We start from the raw sequence: 18,428 nt of genomic DNA on the forward strand, positions 1-18,428 counted from the left end.
AGGATGCGGTGCGGCGGGGGCTTGCCTTGCGGGCGCCCCTCCGGCAAAAGGAGCTAGATGCGGCCCGCGGTCCGGCCAGTGCCGGCTTACCGATCGGGCCTGTTCGCCGGTTCTGACAGCTCGGTCCAGGATTGCGCATCCGGGGCCTGGGGTGCGGTTGACTCATGCACCCGGCGTCACTATACAACGCGCTTCGTTTTCAACGTCTCACTTTGGAGTACCTGCCGTGAAGCGTACGTTCCAGCCCAGCAAGCTCGTGCGCAAGCGCCGCCATGGCTTCCGCGCCCGCATGGCCACCGTCGGCGGCCGCAAGGTGCTGGCCCGTCGCCGCGCCCAGGGCCGCAAGCGTCTGTCGGCCTGAGTCCGATGGCCCCCCGGCGCGATGCCTCCGAGGCTGCGTCGGTCCCTGAATCGGCCTTCGGGAACGGTCCAGGGGTGGGGCGCCTGACCCGGCGGCCGCAGTTCCTTGCCGTCGCCGGTGCCCGCCGCAAGTGGGCCGCGCCCGGCCTGATCTTGCAGGCCCGCGCCCATGACGAGCGCCAGCACCCGCGGCCGGACGAACCGGCCGTGCGGGTGGGCTTCACTGCCAGCAAGAAGGTGGGTGGCGCGGTTGAGCGTAACCGCGCCCGTCGCCGTCTGCGCGCGGCGGTGGCCGAGGTGCTGGCCCCCCATGCCGCCGCCGGGTACGATTTCGTGCTGGTGGCGCGGGGGGAGACGGTGCGCCGGCCCTGGCCCGATCTCAAGCAGGACCTCGCCACCGCGCTGAAAAGGCTGAAGGCCTGGCGCGATGGCGTTGCCGTGTCCGCAGCGACCGCACCGCCCCCGGCGGACGGGAGTCCGGACACGTCCCCCGCCCCCATGGCGGACACCATGGCGGGCCCCGCCGCCGGCGGAGACCGGCCGTGACCTCCACCGTCAGCCCGCTGGTCTGGCTGCTGCGCGCGCCGATCCATCTCTACCGGTGGGTCGTTTCGCCGCTGCTGGGTCCGAGCTGCCGGTACGTCCCTTCCTGTTCCGAATACGCGCTGGATGCCCTATCTAAGCACGGGGCCGTCCGCGGCTCCTGGCTCGCGGTGCGGCGCATCCTGCGCTGCCATCCCTGGGGCGGTTCCGGCTGGGACCCCGTACCGGGGACGGAGGGCCGGGAGCCGCGGACGACTCCCCATAGCCACGCCTGCTGCGATTCTGGCCGCCACCCGCAAGACGGGGCCAGTCGCGGCGGGATTTGACCTGCCCCGGGAATGCCGCCGGCCCGCACGGGCGGCGCGGACGGACCTCGAACAGAAGCCTCAGATCCCATGACGGACCAGAAGAACCTCATCCTGGCGATCGTGATCTCGGTCGCGATCCTGTTCGGGTTCAATTACTTCTACGAGCGACCGCGGCAGCAGGCGCTGGAGGAGTATCGCCAGCAGCAGGCGGCCCTCCAGGCGGAGACCGCTCCGGCCGCCGTGCCCGGCGCCACTGTCCCCGGCTCGACCGTCCCCGGCTCGACCGTTCCCGGTCCGGCGGGGGACATCCCCGTCCCGGCCCCCGGCGCTCCGGCGCCGACGGACGCCGTGCCCGCCGCCCCGCGCGACCGCGGCGCCGTGCTGGGCGACAGCCAGCGCGTCCAGGTGGACACGCCGCGCCTGCACGGCTCGGTGAACCTGCGCGGCGGCCGCATCGACGACCTGACGCTGGCGAACTACCACGTCACCCCGGACAAGAGCAGCCCCGAGGTGGTGCTGCTGTCGCCGGTCGGCACCAGCCAGCCCTACTTCGCGGAGTTCGGCTGGGTGCCCACGGCCGACGCGGCGGGCCAGCCCCTGCCCGGCCCGACCACGGACTGGCAGCCGGTCTCCCAGGGCTCCCTGACCCCGGACAACCCGGTGGTGCTGCGCTGGGACAACGGCCAGGGGCTGGTGTTCGAGCGTGAGATCGCCATCGACCGCGACTACATGTTCACGGTCACCCAGCGGGTGACCAACCAGTCCGGCCAGCCGGTGACGCTGCACCCCTACGGCTTCGTGCAGCGCCGCGGCACCCCGACCACCAGCGGCTTCTTCATCCTGCACGAAGGTGCGCTGGGCGTGTTCGACGGCACGCTGCGGGAGTTCGACTACAGCGACCTCAAGGACAGCAGCCAGCCCGCCACCCAGACGACGACGGGCGGCTGGTTCGGCTTCACCGACAAGTACTGGCTGGTCACGCTGGTGCCCGACCAGGCCTCCCCGGTGGATGTGCGCGTGCTGCACCAGGACCAGGGCGGCCAGCCGCTCTATCAGGTGGATTTCCGCGGCCAGGGCCTGACGGTCGCGCCCGGCGCCACCGCGGCGAGCACGCACCGGCTGTTCGCCGGCGCCAAGATCGTCCGCACCCTGGACGCCTATGAGAGCGAGCTGGGCATCACCCGCTTCAGCTACGCCGTGGACTGGGGCTGGTTCTACTTCCTGACCAAGCCGTTCTTCTACGGCCTGGATCTGCTGGGTCAGGCGCTGGGCAACTTCGGCATCGCCATCCTGGTCTTCACCGTGCTGCTGCGGCTCGCCTTCTTCCCGCTGGCGAACAAGCAGTACAAGGCCTTCGCCAAGATGAAGCTGCTCCAGCCCAAGATGGAGGAGCTGCGCAAGCGCCATGGCGACGACCGGCAGAAGCTCTCCATGGCGACCATGGAGCTGTACAAGCAGGAGAAGGTGAACCCGCTTTCGGGCTGTCTGCCGATCCTGTTGCAGATCCCGGTGTTCTTCGCCCTCTACAAGGTGCTGTTCGTCACCATCGAGATGCGGCACGCGCCGTTCTACGGCTGGATCACCGACCTGTCGGCGCCCGATCCGACCACGGTGTTCAACCTGTTCGGCCTGATCCCGTGGAGCCCGCCGGGCTTCCTGATGGTCGGCGCGCTGCCGCTGATGATGGGCTTCACCATGTGGCTGCAACAGAAGATCAGCCCGGCGAACCCGGACCCGATCCAGCAGCGCATCTTCATGGTGCTGCCGTTCCTGTTCACCTACATGATGGCGGCGTTCCCGGCCGGTCTGGTCATCTACTGGACCTGGTCGAACCTGCTGGCCATCGCCCAGCAGTGGTACATCATGCGCCGCATGGGCATGGCCACGAAGACGGCGCCGAAGAAGGCGTGATCCGCCAGACCGGACGCTCCGGCCGCCGCGGCCCCACCCGGGCCCGGCGGCGGACCGTCCGACGGACGACACGGCCCGCCGGCAGCCCCGGCGGGCCGACTTTTATGTAAGATCAGGATAAGATCAGGGTTCCACCGCGACCCGCGTCGCGGCAGCAGAGGGACGGGACATGGCGCAGACACCGGAGATCACCCCGTCGCTGGCGGACGACCTGACGGCCGAGGACATCGAGGCCGGGCGGCTGCTCTTCGCGCGGGAGTGCAATTTCTTCTGGGGCGCCCCGGCGGCCTCGGAACTGCCCGAGGCGGACCTGCCGGAAGTCTGCTTCGCCGGCCGCTCGAACGTGGGCAAGTCCAGTCTGGTCAACGCGCTGACGGGGCGGGTGACGCTGGCCCGCACGAGCCAGACGCCCGGCCGCACGCAGCAGCTCAACTTCTTCAATCTGGGCGACCGGCTGGTGCTGGTGGACATGCCGGGTTACGGCTACGCCAAGGTCTCCAAGGAGACCTCCAGCGCCTGGACCGACTTCGCCAAATCCTACCTGAAGGGGCGCGTGACCCTGCGCCGGGCCCTGGTCCTGGTCGATTCCCGGCACGGCCTGAAGCCGCAGGACATCGACATGATGAAGATGATGGACCAGGCGGCCGTGGCCTATCAGATCGTGCTGACCAAGGCCGACAAGCTCACCGACAAGGCCCTGGTCCATGCCCGGGCGGCCGTGGCGGCCGCCCTGGTGAAACATCCCGCCGCGCATCCGGAGGTGATGGCCACCTCCTCGGAAAGCGGTCTGGGCATCGCGGAGCTGCGGGCGACGCTGACCCGCCTCGCCGCTCCGGCTCTCTGATCCCCCCTCCCGGCGGACCGGGGAAACCGGCCGCGCAGCGCCGGCGGGGGAACCGGGGCCGGGCTCAGAACATCCCGGCCAGGGTCGCCACCATCACCACCGCAGAGGCCAGAGCCGGCAGGCCTTCGACCAGATCCTCCATGGACGGCAGGAACTCGGTCAGGGCGGCCAGGGTGCCGGTGGTCTCGGTGCCGGTGATCGCGGTGGTGGTCGTCTCGGTCAGCATGGTCATCGTCGTCTCCATCGTCTTATCGGGTTGGCTTCTTCGGGGTGACCGGCTCGTCCGGTCCTGTCCCCTTATCAGCAAGCGGCGTGCCAGGTCCGGAATCCGCGGAATTCCAGGCCCTGGCCGCAGCGACGATGGTCGTTTCCACCACCGGATGGCAGAAAACGCGATCCGGTGAAGATCACTGGCCCGATCGGGAGGTCAAAGCCCCAGGGCCAGCCCCAGCCGCGTCGAAACGACGAACCAGACCCCGGCCAGCACGATGCCGAGCCCGAGCATCGCCCGGCCGCCGGGAGTCGCCGGTCCCTGCCCCGGTTCCGCCCGCCAGCGCAGCGCCGCCGCCACGCCCAGCGCCAGCACGATCCAGGGCGCCGCCAGCACCGGCACGAACCATTGCGGCACGCCCAGGATCAGCAGCGCCCCGGCCTCCGTCGCCAGTTCCGCCTCCGCCACGGCCTGGGCGGCGCGGGCAGCGGCGGCCACCAGCACGGCAAGCTGGAGCCAGAACCAGGGCCGGCGCCGGGCGCAGCGCAGCCCGCCGCCCCGGACCAGCCCCCGGACCAGCCCCCGGATCAGGGCGAAGACCGCCAGCAGCGCCGCCGGCCCCAGCGCCAGGGTGAGGGCCTGCCCCAGCGCGGCCGTGACCGGGTTCAGGGTGGCGTTCAGCCAGCCGCCGGTCATGTAGGGCACGCTCAGGGCGAAGCGCAGTGGCTCCGCCCCGGCGCAGGCGGCGGACGGGTCCTGCCCGTCGAAGAACAGGCGCAGCGCCTCCCGCCCGCAGGGCCGGGCGAGGCTGCTGCCATGGCTGGCCGCCGGCACCTCCAGCACGCGGGCGTCGGCCAGCCGGGCGGCCACGGCGCGGCCATGCTCGACCGGCGTGATCGGGTCGAAGGCGCCATGGATCAGCAGGGTGCGGACGGGGCTGCCCTCGGGGAAGGGCAGGGCCTCCCGCACCGGCCATTCGGCGCAGGCCCGCGCCATGCTGTCCGATTCCATGGCCGCGGCGATCTGCGGGAAGGCGGCCCGGGCCGCGGCGGCCTCCGCCTCTTCGCGGGCGGGGTCGAAGCGGCTGCAACTGATGGCGAGGAAGCCGTCCATCGCCGTCGGCCGGCCGACCGACATGCGCCGGCCCATCAGCCGGAACCAGCCCGTCTCCCCCGCCGCGAAGCGGTCGATCAGCAGCGGCCCGACGCGCAGCATGTTGGGGTCGTAGAAGGTCCGTTGCAGCACGCCCAGCCAGGTGGCCAGCCGCGCCTGACCGGCGGCGTGGCGGCGTTCCGCCTCGGCCAGAAAGCGGGCCTCCAGGTCGGGGAAGGCGGCGGCGCAGGGCGCCTCGGCGGCGCAGGCGCGGGCCAGCCGGACCAGCACGTCCGCCCCCTGCCGCACCCCGTCGGTGACGGCGGACCAGGGCGGCACCGTGCTGTCCAGCGCCACGGCATGCAGCCCGTCCGGGTCCTGCGCCATCAGCACCAGCGCCACCAGCGTCCCGTGGGATTCGGCGAAGACGTCCCAGGCGGCAAAACCCAGGGCCCGGCGCAGGTCGGCGGCGTCCGCGGCCACCGCCGCCACCGTATAGCCCTCGGGGGCGCCGCCCTTGGCGCGCAGTTCCGCGAGGCAGTCGCGCATCTGCGCCGCCGGGCCGTCGTCGCGCAGGTCGAAGGCCCGCACCGCCATCCGGTCCGGGCAGATCCGGGGCGACGTGCGGTCGCCGCCGCGCTGGTCGAACAGGATCAGCGGGTGCCGCCCGGTCAGCGGATGGTCCGCGAACTGGCGCAGATGCGGCACGGCCGAGCCGCCGGGACCGCCGTGCAGCACCAGCACCGGCAGCGCGTCCGACGGCTCGCGCGGCGCCATCCGCACCACCGGCAGCGACAGCATCCGCGTCGGCCGGCCGTCGCGCAGCTCCGGCACCTGCACCGTGCCGCAGCTCAGGCGCGCCCGCAGGGCGTCATCGACCTCCAGGTCGTCGGGACAGGCGGTTTCGGCATAGGTGGCGGCGGGAACCCCGGCCGGTCCGGGCGGCGCTGCCGCCCGCGCGCTCCCTTGAAGACCCACGCCACAGAGCATCGCCGCCACGACCATCGCCGCGGCGCGCCACACGGAACCCGACACACGCATCCCTGATCCCCGTCCGGAACAGCCGGGGCAAGGGTTAGCGCACCGCACAGCGGGCGCAACGGAAATCGCGCCGCAGGCACCGGCGGGCGCGGCGCAGGCGGCGGGGACCCGTCCGGAACGGCAGCCGCAGCGGGTCGGATGCCGGATTGCCCCGGCCGGCGGTCCGGTGTATCCACGGCCCGTTTGACCGCCATCAGCCCGGGACACCGTCGCCCATGAGCACCCCCGCCCCCGCCGCCACGCCCAGCCGCGAGGAATGGCTCGCCAAGGCCCGCACCCTGTCCGAGGCGCTGCCCTTCATGCGCCGCTATGCGGGCAAGACGGTCGTCGTGAAGTATGGCGGCCACGCCATGGGCGACGAGAGCCTGGGGCGCCGCTTCGCCAACGACATCGTGCTGATGAAGCAGATGGGCATCAGCCCCGTCGTCGTGCATGGCGGCGGTCCCCAGATCGGCCAGATGCTGGAGCGGCTGAAGATCAAGTCGGAATTCGTGGACGGCCTGCGCGTCACCGACAAGGAGACGGTGGAGATCGCGGAGATGGTCCTCTCCGGCTCCATCAACAAGCAGATCGTGGCCCTGATCAACGATGCCGGCGGCGATGCCGTCGGCCTGTCGGGCAAGGACGACGATCTGATCGAGGCGCGCAAGGTCACCCGCAGCAAGCGCGATCCCGACAGCAACATCGAGAAGGTCATCGACCTGGGCTTCGTCGGCGATCCGTTCCGCGTCAATCCGGGCCTGCTGCACAAGCTGCAACAGGCGGACATCATCCCCGTCATCGCCCCCATCGGCATCGGGGAGGACGGCCAGACCTACAACATCAACGCGGACACGGCGGCGGGCGCCATCGCCGCGGCGGTGAACGCCACCCGGCTGCTGCTGCTGACCGACGTGGCCGGCGTGCTGGACAAGCAGAAGCGCCTGATCCCCGAGATGTCGGTGGACGCGGCGCAGCGCGCCATCGACGACGGCACCGCCACCGGCGGCATGATCCCGAAGATCGAGACCTGCCTGCGCGCCGTCGCCGGCGGGGTGGAGGCGGCGGTGATCCTGGACGGCCGCGTGCCCCATGCCATCGTGCTGGAGCTGTTCACCGAGGGCGGGGCCGGCACCCTGATCGGCCGGAAATAGGCCGCACCCCCTCCCTGACCTCTGGCCGCCGGCGCAACGGAGCGCCGGCGGCGGGCCTTCACACCGGTCCGCTCACACCTTCACCCCGAAGAATTCGAGCTGCCATTTCATCTCGGCCTCGGTCATCGGGTAGTCCGTGCCGTCCTTGGCGTTCATCACGGCCGAGGGCGGGATCATGGCGAGGCGGAGCTGCACCTGGCGGGCGAAGCGCATGCCCAGCTTCGCCCGCCAGCACACGGCCGTGACCCCGCGCGGGCTCTGCCCGCCGACGATCTTGTCCACCGTGTCCAGCGGGATGCCCGCGCGCAGCGACAGCGCCGTCAGCACGAAGCCGCGGTCGCCCATGGACAGGGCGTCGGAGATCACCTCCTCGTCCAGCACCCCGGCGGCGTGCAGCCGGCGGGCGCGGTCGCCCGGCCGCTCCTTCGGCTCCTCCTCCTCGTCGTGGAGCGCCTCCGCCGTCCCGGCCCGCGGTGCCGCCGCTGGCGCGGACAGGCCCGGCAGGCGGCGGCGCACCGCCTCGCTGACCGCGGCGCGCGTTTCCTCCGGCAGGTCCGGGCGGGCCTGGAGGACCTTCAGAAGCTGGTCGTTGACGAAGCCGGCGATGCGCGCCGCCGCCCGTGGCGGCAGGGTCGGGCGCCGCACCAGGGGGCCGTGCCAGGGCTCGTGCCGTGGCGCCATCTCGATGATCCGGTCCAGCGTCTCCTCCCGGATCTGGGCGGAGTGGTTGGCCAGCAGCGCCGCCACGGCCCCTTCGCTGTCCGTCCGGGCCACGGCGTCGGCCACGTCGCCGGACAGGCCGGCGCGCTCGGCGATGGCGACGAGCGCGCCGTCCAGCGGCTGCGCCCGGATGATCTGGAGCAGATCCTCGTCGGTCAGGATGGGGGAGTGCCGCAGCACCGGCCCGCTGACGGACAGCTCCAGGTCGCGGGCGAGCTGCTGCACCACCTGCGCCGGGGCGCCGGGCTGGTCCTTCAGCGTTTCCGCCAGCACCCGGCGCACGGTCACCGCCTGGTCGCGGGCCAGCGTCTCCAGCACCTCCAGGGTCAGCTTCTCAAGCTGCCCGACCTTTTCGGCCGGCAGATGCGGGACCAGGGAAGCGATCTTGGCGGCGAGGCTGGAGCGCACCCCCTCGTCCGGGTCGGCGGCCAGCAGCAGGTCGGCCTGCCGCGGCGTGCTGGTGTTGCGGGCGATCTCCCGCCGCACCTCCGCACTCTGGTCGGCGGCCAGGAAGTACAGGATCTCGGGCCGCGTCTCCGCCCGGCCGGCGACGAAGCGCCGTTCCACCGCGTCCGGACTGGTCGCCAGCCGCTTCGCCGTGTCGTAGTCGACACCGCCGAGGGGGCGATCCTCGGGACCTTTCATGCTCACCGGATCACTCTCCACCCGTGCCGCCGGCCGAGGCGTCCTCGCCGGCCGTTCCGCTTCCGATCGCCGCCGCGGGCGCCAGGGCGCGGTTGCCCTTGCCCTGGCGCTTGGCGGCATACATGGCGTGGTCGCCGCGGTCCACCAGCCCCTGCGCCGGCTCGCCGCCGCCGCCGGCATAGAGCGCCACGCCGATGGAGACGCCCAGCGGCCGGTCCGGCGCGGCCGAGAGGGGACGCAGGAACTCCGCCGCCTCGCGCAGCAGCCGGTCGGCCACCCGCAGGGCCTGGGCCTCGTCCACCCGCTCGATCCAGAGCACGAACTCGTCGCCGCCCAGCCGCGCCGTCAGATCGCCCGGCCGGGCCAGCCGCACCAGCAGCGTGCCCACCGCCTTCAGCACCCCGTCGCCCGCCGTGTGGCCGAGCAGGTCGTTGACCGCCTTGAAATTGTCCAGGTCGAAATAAAGCAGCGCGGAGGAGCCGCCGCGGTGCCGCTCCAGCCGCTGCTCCAGCAGCTCCATGAAGGTGCGCCGGTTGTAGAGCCCGGTCAGCCCGTCGCGCTCGGACAGGGTCTTCAGCCGTTCCTGGTAGCGGGCCTGGGCGACGGCGACACCGACATGGTCGGCGATCGCCGCGACCATGGAGATGTCGTCCGCGCTCCACGTCTCCTCTGCCGGGCGCCAGGCCAGGACCGCGCCGTTCACCTCGTTGCGGAACAGGGTGCGCCCGGCCAGCAGGCGCACCGGCCCGGCCACCGTCTCGCAGCCCTCGGCGCTCTCCGCCGCGGCAGCCAGCAGAGCCGGCAGCGCATCCGCCGCCACCGGCGGCAGCGTGCCCTGCCGCGCCGCGGGTCCGTAGCCCTCCCCCGCCTTGGCGAAGACCAGGGCGCCGGCGGCACCGGTGGCGTTCACCGCGACACCGGCCGCGATCTCCAGCGTGCGGGTGGGATCGACGTCGTCGCGGGTGGAGGAGACGATGAAGCCCAGATACTTCTCGCGCAGCCGGACGCGGGACAGCTCCATGCCACGCAGGCGGGCGTCGGTGATGTCGCGGCAGGCGCCGCGCGCGCCCAGCCATTCCCCGCCCGGCCCGGTCAGCGGCACGGCGGAGGAGATCAGGCAGGCCGGCTCGCCCGAGCGGTCGCGCAGCCAGACCTCCGTCCGCTCGATCGGCACCCGCGTGTCGAAGGGCAGCGGCTGGTCGGCGAAGTCCGGCAGCACGAGATCCGCGGGGTGCCGGCCCAGCAGCTCCTCCGCCCGGTAGCCGATGGCCCCGGCGGGGGAGACGAAGGCGAAGCGCCCGTCCGGCCCCGTCTCCCAGGCGAAGTCGGAGGAGATGTCCACCAGATCCTTGTAGCGCTGGCGGGACTCCGTCAGGGCGTGGCGCAGCCGGCGCTCCAGCGTCACGTCGCGCCCCAGCAGCAGCACCTCGCCGTCCGGCAGGGGGACAGCGGCGAACTCCACGACGCCGGGGCCGGAGCCGGTCGCCACCGGCACGGAGCGGGTGCTGTCCAGCCGCGGACCGCCGCTGGCGACCCACCAGGACAGGTCCTCGCGCCAGGTGCCGCCGCCCGTGTCCAGGGGAACGCAGCGGGCGTTGGCGGCGCACAGCGCGCCGTCAGCCGTCAGGCGCAGCGCGGGTCCCGGCCAGCCGGCCAGGATGGCCGCCGCCTCAGCCCCGTCCAGGGGCGGCGGGGCGGTCGGTACGGATTCTGTTTCCACGCCGGCGGCTCCGCTCCGGATCGCACTCCCACTCGGGCATCAGGACTAGCCCAGCCGGCCCCCCGCGTCCACCTGACCGGGAGGCAGGGCCGACCCGCGGCCCGGCGGGAGCGGACGGGTGATGGCCGGGCTTGCCCCGCGGGGCGGCCGCGCCCATTCTCCCCGCCATGACGATACAAGACTCCCCCGTCCGGCCCGCCGGACACGCCTCCCCCGCTCGGCCCGCCGGGGCCCGGAGCCTGTCCGGCATCGATACCTGGGTGTTCGACCTGGACAACACCCTCTATCCGTCGAGCTGCAACCTGTTCGCCCAGGTGGACCGCCGCATCGGCGAGTTCATCGCGGAGTATTTCGGCCTGCCCTACGAAGAGGCGCGGGCGAAGCAGAAGAAGTATTTCCGCGAGCACGGCACCAGCCTGCGCGGGCTGATGGTCGAGCACGACATCGACCCGGTGCCGTTCCTGGAATATGTCCACGACATCGACGTGACGCCGGTGGAACCGTCGGAACGGCTGGCCCGCGCGCTGGACGCCCTGCCCGGCCGCAAGCTGGTCTACACCAACGGCTCCGTCCGCCATGCCGAGAACATCCTGGCCCGGCTGGGCGTCGAGGGCCGTTTCGAGGCGGTGTTCGACATCGTGGCCGCGGGCTACGTGCCGAAGCCCGACCCGCGGCCCTACCGCACCCTGGTCGAGCGCCACGGGGTGGAGCCGGCCCGCGCCGTGATGGTGGAGGACATCGCCCGCAACCTGGCCCCGGCCGCGGCGCTGGGCATGACGACGGTGTGGCTGCGCACGGACGCCGACTGGTCCCGCCCGGACGGCGGCGGCGTCGGCCATGGCGACCACATCCACCATGTCGTGGACGACCTGATCGACTGGCTGGAAGCCGGCGCCCCGCCGGTCCTGTGAGCCTGCCGGCGCCCCTCCGACGGGCGCCGGGGTGAGGGCGGAGCGCCTCCGATTGACAGGGCCGGCCGGCTGTCCCATCGTCCCGGCGCGCCCGTCGTCCCCTTCGACGCGACCATCCGGACCCCTGCCATGAGCACCGCCCCCGACATCCTCGCCCGCACGATCGACCAGGCCTGGGAGGCGCGCGACGGCCTCAATCCCGGCACCACCGGCCCCGTCCGTGCGGCGGTGGAGGAGGCGCTGGGCCTGCTGGACGCCGGCACCCTGCGCGTGGCCGAGCCGGTGGACGGCGGCAGCCAGGGCGGTGGCTGGCGGGTGAACCAGTGGCTGAAGAAGGCGGTGCTGCTGTCCTTCCGGCTGACCGACAACGCCGTCATCCCCGGCGGTCCCGGCCTGCCCGGCGGGGACGGCGCCACCTGGTTCGACAAGGTGCCGTCCAAGTTCGCCGGCTGGGACGAGGCGCGCTGGAAGGCCGCCGGCTTCCGCGCCGTGCCCGGCGCCATCGTCCGCCACAGCGCGCATGTGGCGCCGGGCGTCGTGCTGATGCCCAGCTTCGTCAATCTGGGCGCCCATGTGGACCGCGGCACCATGGTGGATACCTGGGTGACGGTCGGTTCCTGCGCCCAGATCGGCCGCAACGTGCATCTCTCCGGCGGCGTCGGCATCGGCGGCGTGCTGGAGCCGTTGCAGGCCAACCCCGTCATCATCGAGGACGACTGCTTCATCGGCGCCCGGTCGGAGGTGGTGGAGGGCGTCATCGTGGAGCGCGGCAGCGTGCTCTCCATGGGCGTCTTCATCAGCGCCTCGACCCGGATCATCGACCGCGCCACGGGCGAGGTCTTCATCGGCCGCGTGCCGGCCTGGTCCGTCGTCGTGCCGGGCACCCTGCCCGGCCGGCCGCTGCCCGACGGCAGCCCCGGCCCCGGCCTCTCCTGCGCCGTCATCGTCAAGCGGGTGGACGAGAAGACCCGCGCCAAGACCAGCATCAACGACCTGCTGCGGGACTGACCGACGTGGCCCCCGATCCCATCGCCCTCGCCCGCGACCTGATCCGCTGCCCCAGCGTCACCCCGGCCGATGCCGGGGCGCTGGATCTGGTGCAGTCGGTGCTGGAGGGGCTCGGCTTCACCTGCCACCGGCTGCCGTTCCAGGAACCGGGCACGGAGCGGGTGGACAATCTCTATGCCCGGCTGGGCGACCAGGGCCCGAACTTCTGCTTCGCCGGCCACACGGACGTCGTGCCGGCCGGGGATGCCGCGGCCTGGACCGTCGATCCTTTCGGGGGCGAAATAATCGACGGCCAGCTCTATGGCCGCGGTGCTGCGGACATGAAGGGTGGCGTCGCCGCCTTCATCGCCGCCGTGGGATCATTCCTGGATCGTAACGGTCCGCCGCCGGGCAGCATCAGCCTGCTGATCACGGGGGACGAGGAAGGCCCGGCCGTCAACGGCACCCGCAAGGTACTGGACTGGATGGCGGCGCGCGGGGAGCGCATCGACGCCTGTCTGGTCGGGGAGCCGACCAATCCCCGTGCCCTGGGCGACATGATCAAGGTCGGCCGCCGCGGCAGCCTGACGGCGACCCTGACGGCGCTGGGGGCGCAGGGCCACACGGCCTATCCGCATCTGGCGGACAACCCGCTGCCGCGGCTGGCGGAGGCGCTGCACCTGCTGGCCTCCAGCCCGCTGGACATGGGCACGCCGCACTTCCAGCCCTCGACCCTGGCCCTGACCAGCATCGACGTGGGCAACCCGGCGAGCAACGTGATCCCGGCCCGCGGCACGGCCCGCTTCAACATCCGCTTCAACGACCTGCACACCCCGGAGAGCCTGGAGGCGCATATCCGCGACGTGCTGGAAGAAGTGGGCGGCGCCTGGGACCTGACGGTGCAGACCAGCGGTGTCGCCTTCCTGACGCCGCCGGGCGCCCTGTCGGACATCGTGGCCGCGGCGGTGGAGGCGCACACCGGCCGGACGCCGGAGCTGAGCACCTCGGGCGGCACCTCCGACGCCCGCTTCATCAAGGACCACTGCCCGGTGGTGGAGTTCGGTCTGGTCGGCGCCAGCATGCACAAGGTGGACGAGCGCGTGGCCGTGGCCGACCTGCTGGACCTGACGGCGATCTACCGCACGGTGCTGGAACGCTGGTTCGCCGGCACGGAACGCCGGGCATGAGCTTCGCGCGCGACGCGCTCTACGGTCTTTACGGCGCCTGGCGCCTGGCCCGTTTCGACGCCACGGCCGCGGCCTGGTACGACGCCACGCCGGAAGCGGCGCTGGCCAGCTTCCGCGCCCTCTGGCTGGTGCTGCCGGGCTTCATGCTGCTGCTGCTGTTCCAGCTCGGCGGCGGTTTCCCGCCGGTGATGCTGGCGGGCCGGCTGGTGCTGGAATCGATGGGGCTGGTCGTCGGCATCCTGGCCTATCTGCTGGTCGCCTTCCATGTGCTGGAGCTCGCGGGCAAGCAGCAGGAGTTCGGCCGCTACGCCGCGGCCTACAACTGGTCCTACGTGGTCCAGGTCGCCCTGCTGCTGGGCGTCCATGCGCTGGACCGCAGTGGGCTGCTGGGCGAGCAGGCGGCGGAGCTGCTGCTGTTCGTCGCCACCGTCTGGGTGCTGACCTACCAGTGGTTCATCGCCCGCGCGACCGCCGGGGTCGGCGGCCTGGGTGCTCTGGGGCTGGTGGCGGTGGACATCTTCATCAGCATCATGGTCAAGAACGTGACCGACGCCATGGTCGGCCTCCCGGTTGCCTGACCCCGCGGGCCTCAGTACCAGGCCTCGGTGAAGTAGAGCCCGGCCGCCGGCGCGGTCGGACCGGCTGCGGAACGGTTGCGCGCCGCCAGCGCCCGGCTCACATTGTCGGCGGTCCAGCGCCCCTCCCCCACCAGCTTCAGGGTGCCGACCATGTTGCGCACCTGATGGTGCAGGAAGGAGCGGGCGCGGGCGACGATCCGCACCTCCTCCCCCACCCGCGCGACCGACAGGTCCGAGAGCGTCTTCACCGGCGACTTCGCCTGACAGAGCGAGGCGCGGAAGCTGCTGAAATCGTGCTGGCCGACAAGGCGCTGCGCCGCCTCGTGCATCGCCGCCGCGTCCAGCCCGCCCTGGACGTGCCAGACCCGGCCGGCCTCCAGCGCCGCCGGGGCACGGCGGTTGAGGATGCGGTAGAGATAGGCCCGGCCCAGGCAGGAGAAGCGGGCATGGAAGTCCGGTGCCACCGGCTCGACCCGCAGCACGGCGACCGGATGCGGCCTCAGGTGGAAGTTCAGGGCCGCCTGCACCTTGTCCGCCGTCGCCTCGCGGGCCAGATCGACGCTGGCCACCATGGCCAGGGCATGCACCCCGGCGTCCGTGCGGCCAGCACAGGAGACGGTGACCGTTTCCTGGGTGAAACGATAGATCGCCTCTTCCAGCGCCTGCTGGACGGAGGGACCGTTGTCCTGCCGCTGCCAGCCGACGAAGGGCCGGCCGTCATATTCCAGGGTCAGCTTCCAGCGCTGCATCCGCCCGCCTCCGGGCCGGCTCAGGCCACGATCCGGGCGCCCGGCGCGAGCGGGAAGCCGCGCAGGAAGGCGGCACCGTCCACCGGCGCCTTGCCGGGCCGCTGCACCGTCAGCAGGCGCAGGGCGCCCTCGCCGCAGGCCACCGTCAGCCCGCCGGGCAGCAGCGTTCCGGGCTCGCCCCGGCCGGGTACCGGCTCCGCCGCCAGGACCTTGAGTCGCTCCCCCGTCGCCGCCTCGAACCAGCAGCCGGGCCAGGGCGTGAAGGCCCGCACCTGGCGGTCGAGCGTGGCGGCGTCGAGCGCGAAGTCCAGCCGCCCCTCCTCCTTCGCCAGCTTGGCGGCGTAGGTGACGCCCTCCTCCGGCTGCGGCTCCGCCACCAGCCGGCCGGCGGCGATGCCGTCCAGCGCCGCCACGATCAGCCGCGCCCCCTCTTCGGAGAGCGCGTCGTGCAGGGCCTGAGCCCCCGTGCGGGGGCCGATCGGCACCTCTCCCTTCAGCAGCATGGGGCCGGTGTCCAGCCCCGCCTCCATGCGCATGATGGTGACGCCGCTCACCGTGTCGCCGGCCTGGATGGCGCGCTGGATCGGGGCGGCACCGCGCCAGCGCGGCAGCAGCGAGGCATGGACGTTGATGCAGCCCAGCCGCGGCGCGTCCAGCACCGGCTGCGGCAGGATCAGGCCGTAGGCGGCGACGACGGCGCCGTCCAGCCCCAGCGCCGCGAACTCCGCCTGCGCCTCGGCCACGCGCAACGACTTCGGATGCCGCACGGGGATGCCCAGCGCCTCGGCCCGGCGATGCACGGGCGAGGGCTGGAGCTGGTGGCCGCGGCCGGCCGGGCGGGGCGGCTGGGTATAGACGCAGACCACCCGGTGCCCGGCGCCGACCAGGGCGTCGAGGATGGGGACGGAGAAGTCGGGCGTGCCCATGAAGGCGAGCGTCAGGCCGGCCATGGCGGTATCCTGGAAGCGAACGGTCGGGGCGGGATCAGCCCTGGACTTCGACCACCACCACCGACCGGCGGGCCGCGTTCAGCGTGCGCGCGATCCGGGTGGCCTCGGCCAGGGTGTCGAAGCGCTTGGCCAGACCCGCCTTGCGGCTCCAGGTGTAGCCGACCCAGATCGGTGACGCCAGCCAGCCCTCGAATTCGGGGTGCGTCTCGTCGCGGGAATCACGGATCAGGTAGGGCAAGGAGGGGGTCCCGTGACGGCCGGCGGGTCAGCCCGCGGCCTTGTTGCGCTGCATCTTCTGCAAGCGGCGCAGCAGCATGCTGCGCTTGAGGGCGGAGAGGTAGTCCACGAACAGCACGCCGTTCAGATGGTCGATCTCGTGCTGCACGCAGGTCGCCGTCAGCCCGTCCGCGTCCAGTTCCCGCACCTCGCCCGCACGGTCCACGTAGCGGACGCGCACCTGCCGCGGGCGGGTCACGTCGGCATAGATGTCCGGGATGGACAGGCAGCCCTCCTGCGCCGTCGCCAGCTCGTCGGAGCGGGCGATGATCTCCGGATTCGCCATCAGGATGGGGTTCGGCGCCTCGGTCTTGCGCTCGGCGATGTCCATGACGATCACCCGCTCCAGCACGCCGACCTGCGGCGCCGCCAGACCGATCCCGGGCGCCTTGTACATCGTCTCCAGCATGTCGTCCATCAGGCGGGCGACGCGGCCGTCCACGTTGGTGACGGGGGTGGCCGTCTGGCGCAGCCGCGCATCGGGGACGATCAGGATGTTCAGCAGCGACATGGACGGCGTATCCGGGGAGAGGTGATCTGGATTTGTGCAATACCCACTATGGCCAGCCAGATAGGTCCCTGTGAAGGGCGCGTCAAGCAAGCGTCCGTCCGGCGCCGCCGGGATCAGCCCTGCGCCTCGGGCAGAACCCAGGGAACCGACGCCTGCGGCGGGCTGGTATCCCGCGCCTGCGGTGGGCCGGGATCCCGCGCCTGCGGCGGGCCGGGGTCCGGCGCCAGCGGCGGGCGCGGGCTCTGGTCGAGCGGCAGCAGCTCCACCATCTCCGCATTGTCCGGCGTGGCCTTCAGCTCCTTGAAGCGGCGGGCGGTGACCAGCACCCGGCTCTCCAGCGAGCTGACGGCCTTGTTGTAGCACTCGACCGCCCCGCCCAGCCCCTTGCCCAGCCGCTGCATGTGCTCGGCCATGACGCCCAGCCGGTCGTACATCTCGCGGCCCAGCACGCTGATCTCCCGCGCGTTGTGGGCCAGCTTCTCCTGCCGCCAGCCGTAGGAGACGGCGCGCAGCAGCGCGATCAGGGTGGTCGGCGTGGCCGGGATGACGGACTGGTCGATCCCCGCTTCGATCAGGGCCGGGTCCTGCTCCAGCGCGGCGGAGAAGAAGTTCTCGCCCGGCAGGAACAGCACGACGAATTCCGGCGCCGGCTCGAACTGGCTCCAGTACCGCTTCTCGCCCAGCGCCTTCATGTGGTCGCGGATGTGGCGGGCGTGGCGTGCCATGTGCGCCGCCCGCATCGCGTCGTCCGTCGTGCCGACGGCATCCAGGAACGCCTCCAGCGGGGCCTTGGCGTCCACCACGATGGTCTTGCCGCCGGGCAGCCGGACCAGCAGGTCCGGGCGCAGGCGCCCCTGCTCGGCGTCGTGGCTGACCTGTTCGTGGAAGTCGCAATGGTCCAGCATCCCGGCCATCTCCACCACGCGGCGGAGCTGGATCTCGCCCCAGCGGCCGCGGGTCGCCGGGCTGCGCAGGGCGCGGACCAGGTTGGCCGTCTCGCTGCGGAGCTGGCCCTGCGTCTCGATCAGGCTGGAGACCTGGGTCTTCAGCTCGGCATAGGCGCCGGCGCGGGCCTGTTCGAGCTGGTGGATGGCGCTGTCGAACTTCTCCAGCTTCTCCCGCACGGGGCCGACCAGTTCCCCGATCGCCTGCTGGCGCCGTTCCAGATCGCCCCGGGCGCTTTCCTGGACCTTTTCAAGCTGCGCCTGCGCCAGTTCCAGGAAGCGGCGGTTGTTGGCCGACAGGGCCTCGTGCGACAGCGCCTGAAAGGTCTCGCGGAAGCGCGCCTCGGCCCCGGACAGCAGGGCCCGGTTCTCCTCCAGCCGCTGGCGCAGCGCCTCCTCCGCCATGGACAGGCGCTCGACCCGCTGCCGCTCCAGGCCCAGATCGGCGGCCAGATCCTCCAGGCGCCGCTCCAGATCCGGCACGCGGGCGGCGGCCGTTTCCGCGCTGGCGCGGGCGGCGGCCAGTTCGGCCTGCTGGTCGTGCAGGTCGATGATCAGGCGGTCGCGCTCGATCGCCTCGTCCTTCATCGCCTCAAGCTGGCGCAGCGCGAAGTCGCGCTCGGCCAGCAGCCCGGCGGCGCGAGATTCCGCGGCCAGGACCGACCGCGCCACCGACAGGCGCACCAGCACATAGACCAGGATCGCGGCGACGGCAGCGCCGATGCCCAGCGACTGCGGCTCGATCGTGAACGGCATGGGTCCCCCAGGAAACCGACCGGGGGAGACTAGACGAGTGCGGCCGGCATG

At 72.4% G+C, this 18,428-nt stretch carries 19 protein-coding genes; 10 read left to right on the forward strand and 9 right to left on the reverse strand.

From position 1 onward, the window contains the following. The first annotated feature begins 226 nt into the window (after window positions 1-226). The 5 genes from rpmH (at window position 227) to yihA (ending at window position 3,966) form a co-directional block, all read left to right on the forward strand. Window positions 227-361 (forward strand): 50S ribosomal protein L34, encoded by a 135-nt coding sequence (gene rpmH / locus ACFQPS_RS11285; protein ID WP_012567453.1) that lies wholly within the window; start codon window positions 227-229, stop codon window positions 359-361. Window positions 362-435: 74 nt separating this feature from the next. Beyond that, window positions 436-906 (forward strand): ribonuclease P protein component, encoded by a 471-nt coding sequence (gene rnpA / locus ACFQPS_RS11290; protein WP_377359028.1) that lies wholly within the window; start codon window positions 436-438, stop codon window positions 904-906. Further along, window positions 903-1,229, forward strand: coding sequence for a membrane protein insertion efficiency factor YidD (gene yidD / locus ACFQPS_RS11295; protein WP_377359030.1), 327 nt, complete (start codon window positions 903-905; stop codon window positions 1,227-1,229). Before rnpA ends, yidD begins: the two co-directional genes overlap by 4 nt. Before the next feature lie 69 nt (window positions 1,230-1,298). After that, window positions 1,299-3,122 (forward strand): membrane protein insertase YidC, encoded by a 1,824-nt coding sequence (yidC, locus tag ACFQPS_RS11300; protein ID WP_377359031.1) that lies wholly within the window; start codon window positions 1,299-1,301, stop codon window positions 3,120-3,122. 169 nt (window positions 3,123-3,291) lie between these two features. Next, a complete protein-coding gene (gene yihA, locus ACFQPS_RS11305) occupies window positions 3,292-3,966 on the forward strand; it encodes a ribosome biogenesis GTP-binding protein YihA/YsxC (protein WP_012567456.1) in 675 nt (224 codons plus the stop codon). Window positions 3,967-4,030: 64 nt separating this feature from the next. Here the strand turns inward: yihA and ACFQPS_RS11310 are convergent, their stop codons facing one another. Next, window positions 4,031-4,198 carry a hypothetical protein gene (locus ACFQPS_RS11310; RefSeq protein WP_377359033.1) on the reverse strand — a complete coding sequence of 56 codons (168 nt, stop codon included), beginning with the start codon at window positions 4,196-4,198 and terminating at the stop codon, window positions 4,031-4,033. 195 nt (window positions 4,199-4,393) lie between these two features. Further along, window positions 4,394-6,310 (reverse strand): alpha/beta fold hydrolase, encoded by a 1,917-nt coding sequence (locus ACFQPS_RS11315; RefSeq protein ID WP_377359035.1) that lies wholly within the window; start codon window positions 6,308-6,310, stop codon window positions 4,394-4,396. Between the two features lie 215 nt (window positions 6,311-6,525). On the opposite strand from ACFQPS_RS11315, the gene argB reads away from it, so the two are divergent. Further along, on the forward strand, window positions 6,526-7,443 hold the full coding sequence (gene argB, locus ACFQPS_RS11320; protein ID WP_377359037.1) for an acetylglutamate kinase: 918 nt from the start codon (window positions 6,526-6,528) through the stop codon (window positions 7,441-7,443). Between the two features lie 72 nt (window positions 7,444-7,515). On the opposite strand, the gene ACFQPS_RS11325 is transcribed toward argB, so the two are convergent. Both ACFQPS_RS11325 and ACFQPS_RS11330 read right to left on the reverse strand, forming a co-directional pair. Next, a complete protein-coding gene (locus tag ACFQPS_RS11325; protein WP_377359578.1) occupies window positions 7,516-8,808 on the reverse strand; it encodes a DUF2336 domain-containing protein in 1,293 nt (430 codons plus the stop codon). Between the two features lie 10 nt (window positions 8,809-8,818). Further along, on the reverse strand, window positions 8,819-10,528 hold the full coding sequence (locus ACFQPS_RS11330) for a sensor domain-containing diguanylate cyclase (protein WP_377359039.1): 1,710 nt from the start codon (window positions 10,526-10,528) through the stop codon (window positions 8,819-8,821). 167 nt (window positions 10,529-10,695) lie between these two features. Between ACFQPS_RS11330 and ACFQPS_RS11335 the strand changes: the two genes are divergently transcribed. The 4 genes from ACFQPS_RS11335 to ACFQPS_RS11350 all read left to right on the forward strand — a co-directional run bounded on the left by ACFQPS_RS11335 (window position 10,696) and on the right by ACFQPS_RS11350 (window position 14,191). Continuing rightward, window positions 10,696-11,439, forward strand: a complete 744-nt coding sequence (locus ACFQPS_RS11335) for a pyrimidine 5'-nucleotidase (RefSeq protein WP_377359041.1) — start codon at window positions 10,696-10,698, stop codon at window positions 11,437-11,439. A 114-nt stretch (window positions 11,440-11,553) separates the two neighbouring features. Continuing rightward, window positions 11,554-12,447, forward strand: coding sequence for a 2,3,4,5-tetrahydropyridine-2,6-dicarboxylate N-succinyltransferase (dapD, locus tag ACFQPS_RS11340; protein WP_377359580.1), 894 nt, complete (start codon window positions 11,554-11,556; stop codon window positions 12,445-12,447). A gap of 5 nt (window positions 12,448-12,452) precedes the next feature. Beyond that, the gene (dapE, locus tag ACFQPS_RS11345) at window positions 12,453-13,613 is read left to right on the forward strand and encodes a succinyl-diaminopimelate desuccinylase (RefSeq protein WP_377359043.1); all 1,161 of its coding nucleotides are present in this window, start codon (window positions 12,453-12,455) and stop codon (window positions 13,611-13,613) included. Beyond that, complete coding sequence (locus tag ACFQPS_RS11350) at window positions 13,610-14,191, forward strand: hypothetical protein (protein WP_377359045.1); 582 nt, start codon at window positions 13,610-13,612, stop codon at window positions 14,189-14,191. The genes dapE and ACFQPS_RS11350 overlap by 4 nt, the downstream gene beginning before the upstream one ends. An 11-nt stretch (window positions 14,192-14,202) precedes the next feature. Here the strand turns inward: ACFQPS_RS11350 and truA are convergent, their stop codons facing one another. From truA to rmuC, 5 genes are all read right to left on the reverse strand, one after another. Next, window positions 14,203-14,940, reverse strand: a complete 738-nt coding sequence (gene truA / locus ACFQPS_RS11355; RefSeq protein ID WP_377359047.1) for a tRNA pseudouridine(38-40) synthase TruA — start codon at window positions 14,938-14,940, stop codon at window positions 14,203-14,205. Between the two features lie 20 nt (window positions 14,941-14,960). Next, on the reverse strand, window positions 14,961-15,890 hold the full coding sequence (gene fmt, locus ACFQPS_RS11360; RefSeq protein WP_377359048.1) for a methionyl-tRNA formyltransferase: 930 nt from the start codon (window positions 15,888-15,890) through the stop codon (window positions 14,961-14,963). A 34-nt stretch (window positions 15,891-15,924) separates the two neighbouring features. Beyond that, window positions 15,925-16,128, reverse strand: coding sequence for a hypothetical protein (locus ACFQPS_RS11365; RefSeq protein ID WP_377359050.1), 204 nt, complete (start codon window positions 16,126-16,128; stop codon window positions 15,925-15,927). A gap of 27 nt (window positions 16,129-16,155) precedes the next feature. Next, window positions 16,156-16,677: a peptide deformylase gene (gene def, locus ACFQPS_RS11370; protein WP_377359052.1), complete on the reverse strand. Its 522-nt coding sequence runs from the start codon at window positions 16,675-16,677 to the stop codon at window positions 16,156-16,158. 113 nt (window positions 16,678-16,790) lie between these two features. Then, the gene (gene rmuC, locus ACFQPS_RS11375; RefSeq protein ID WP_377359054.1) at window positions 16,791-18,377 is read right to left on the reverse strand and encodes a DNA recombination protein RmuC; all 1,587 of its coding nucleotides are present in this window, start codon (window positions 18,375-18,377) and stop codon (window positions 16,791-16,793) included. Window positions 18,378-18,428 lie beyond the last annotated feature (51 nt).

The organism is Rhodocista pekingensis, from assembly GCF_042665545.1.
GTDB lineage: Bacteria > Pseudomonadota > Alphaproteobacteria > Azospirillales > Azospirillaceae > Rhodocista > Rhodocista pekingensis.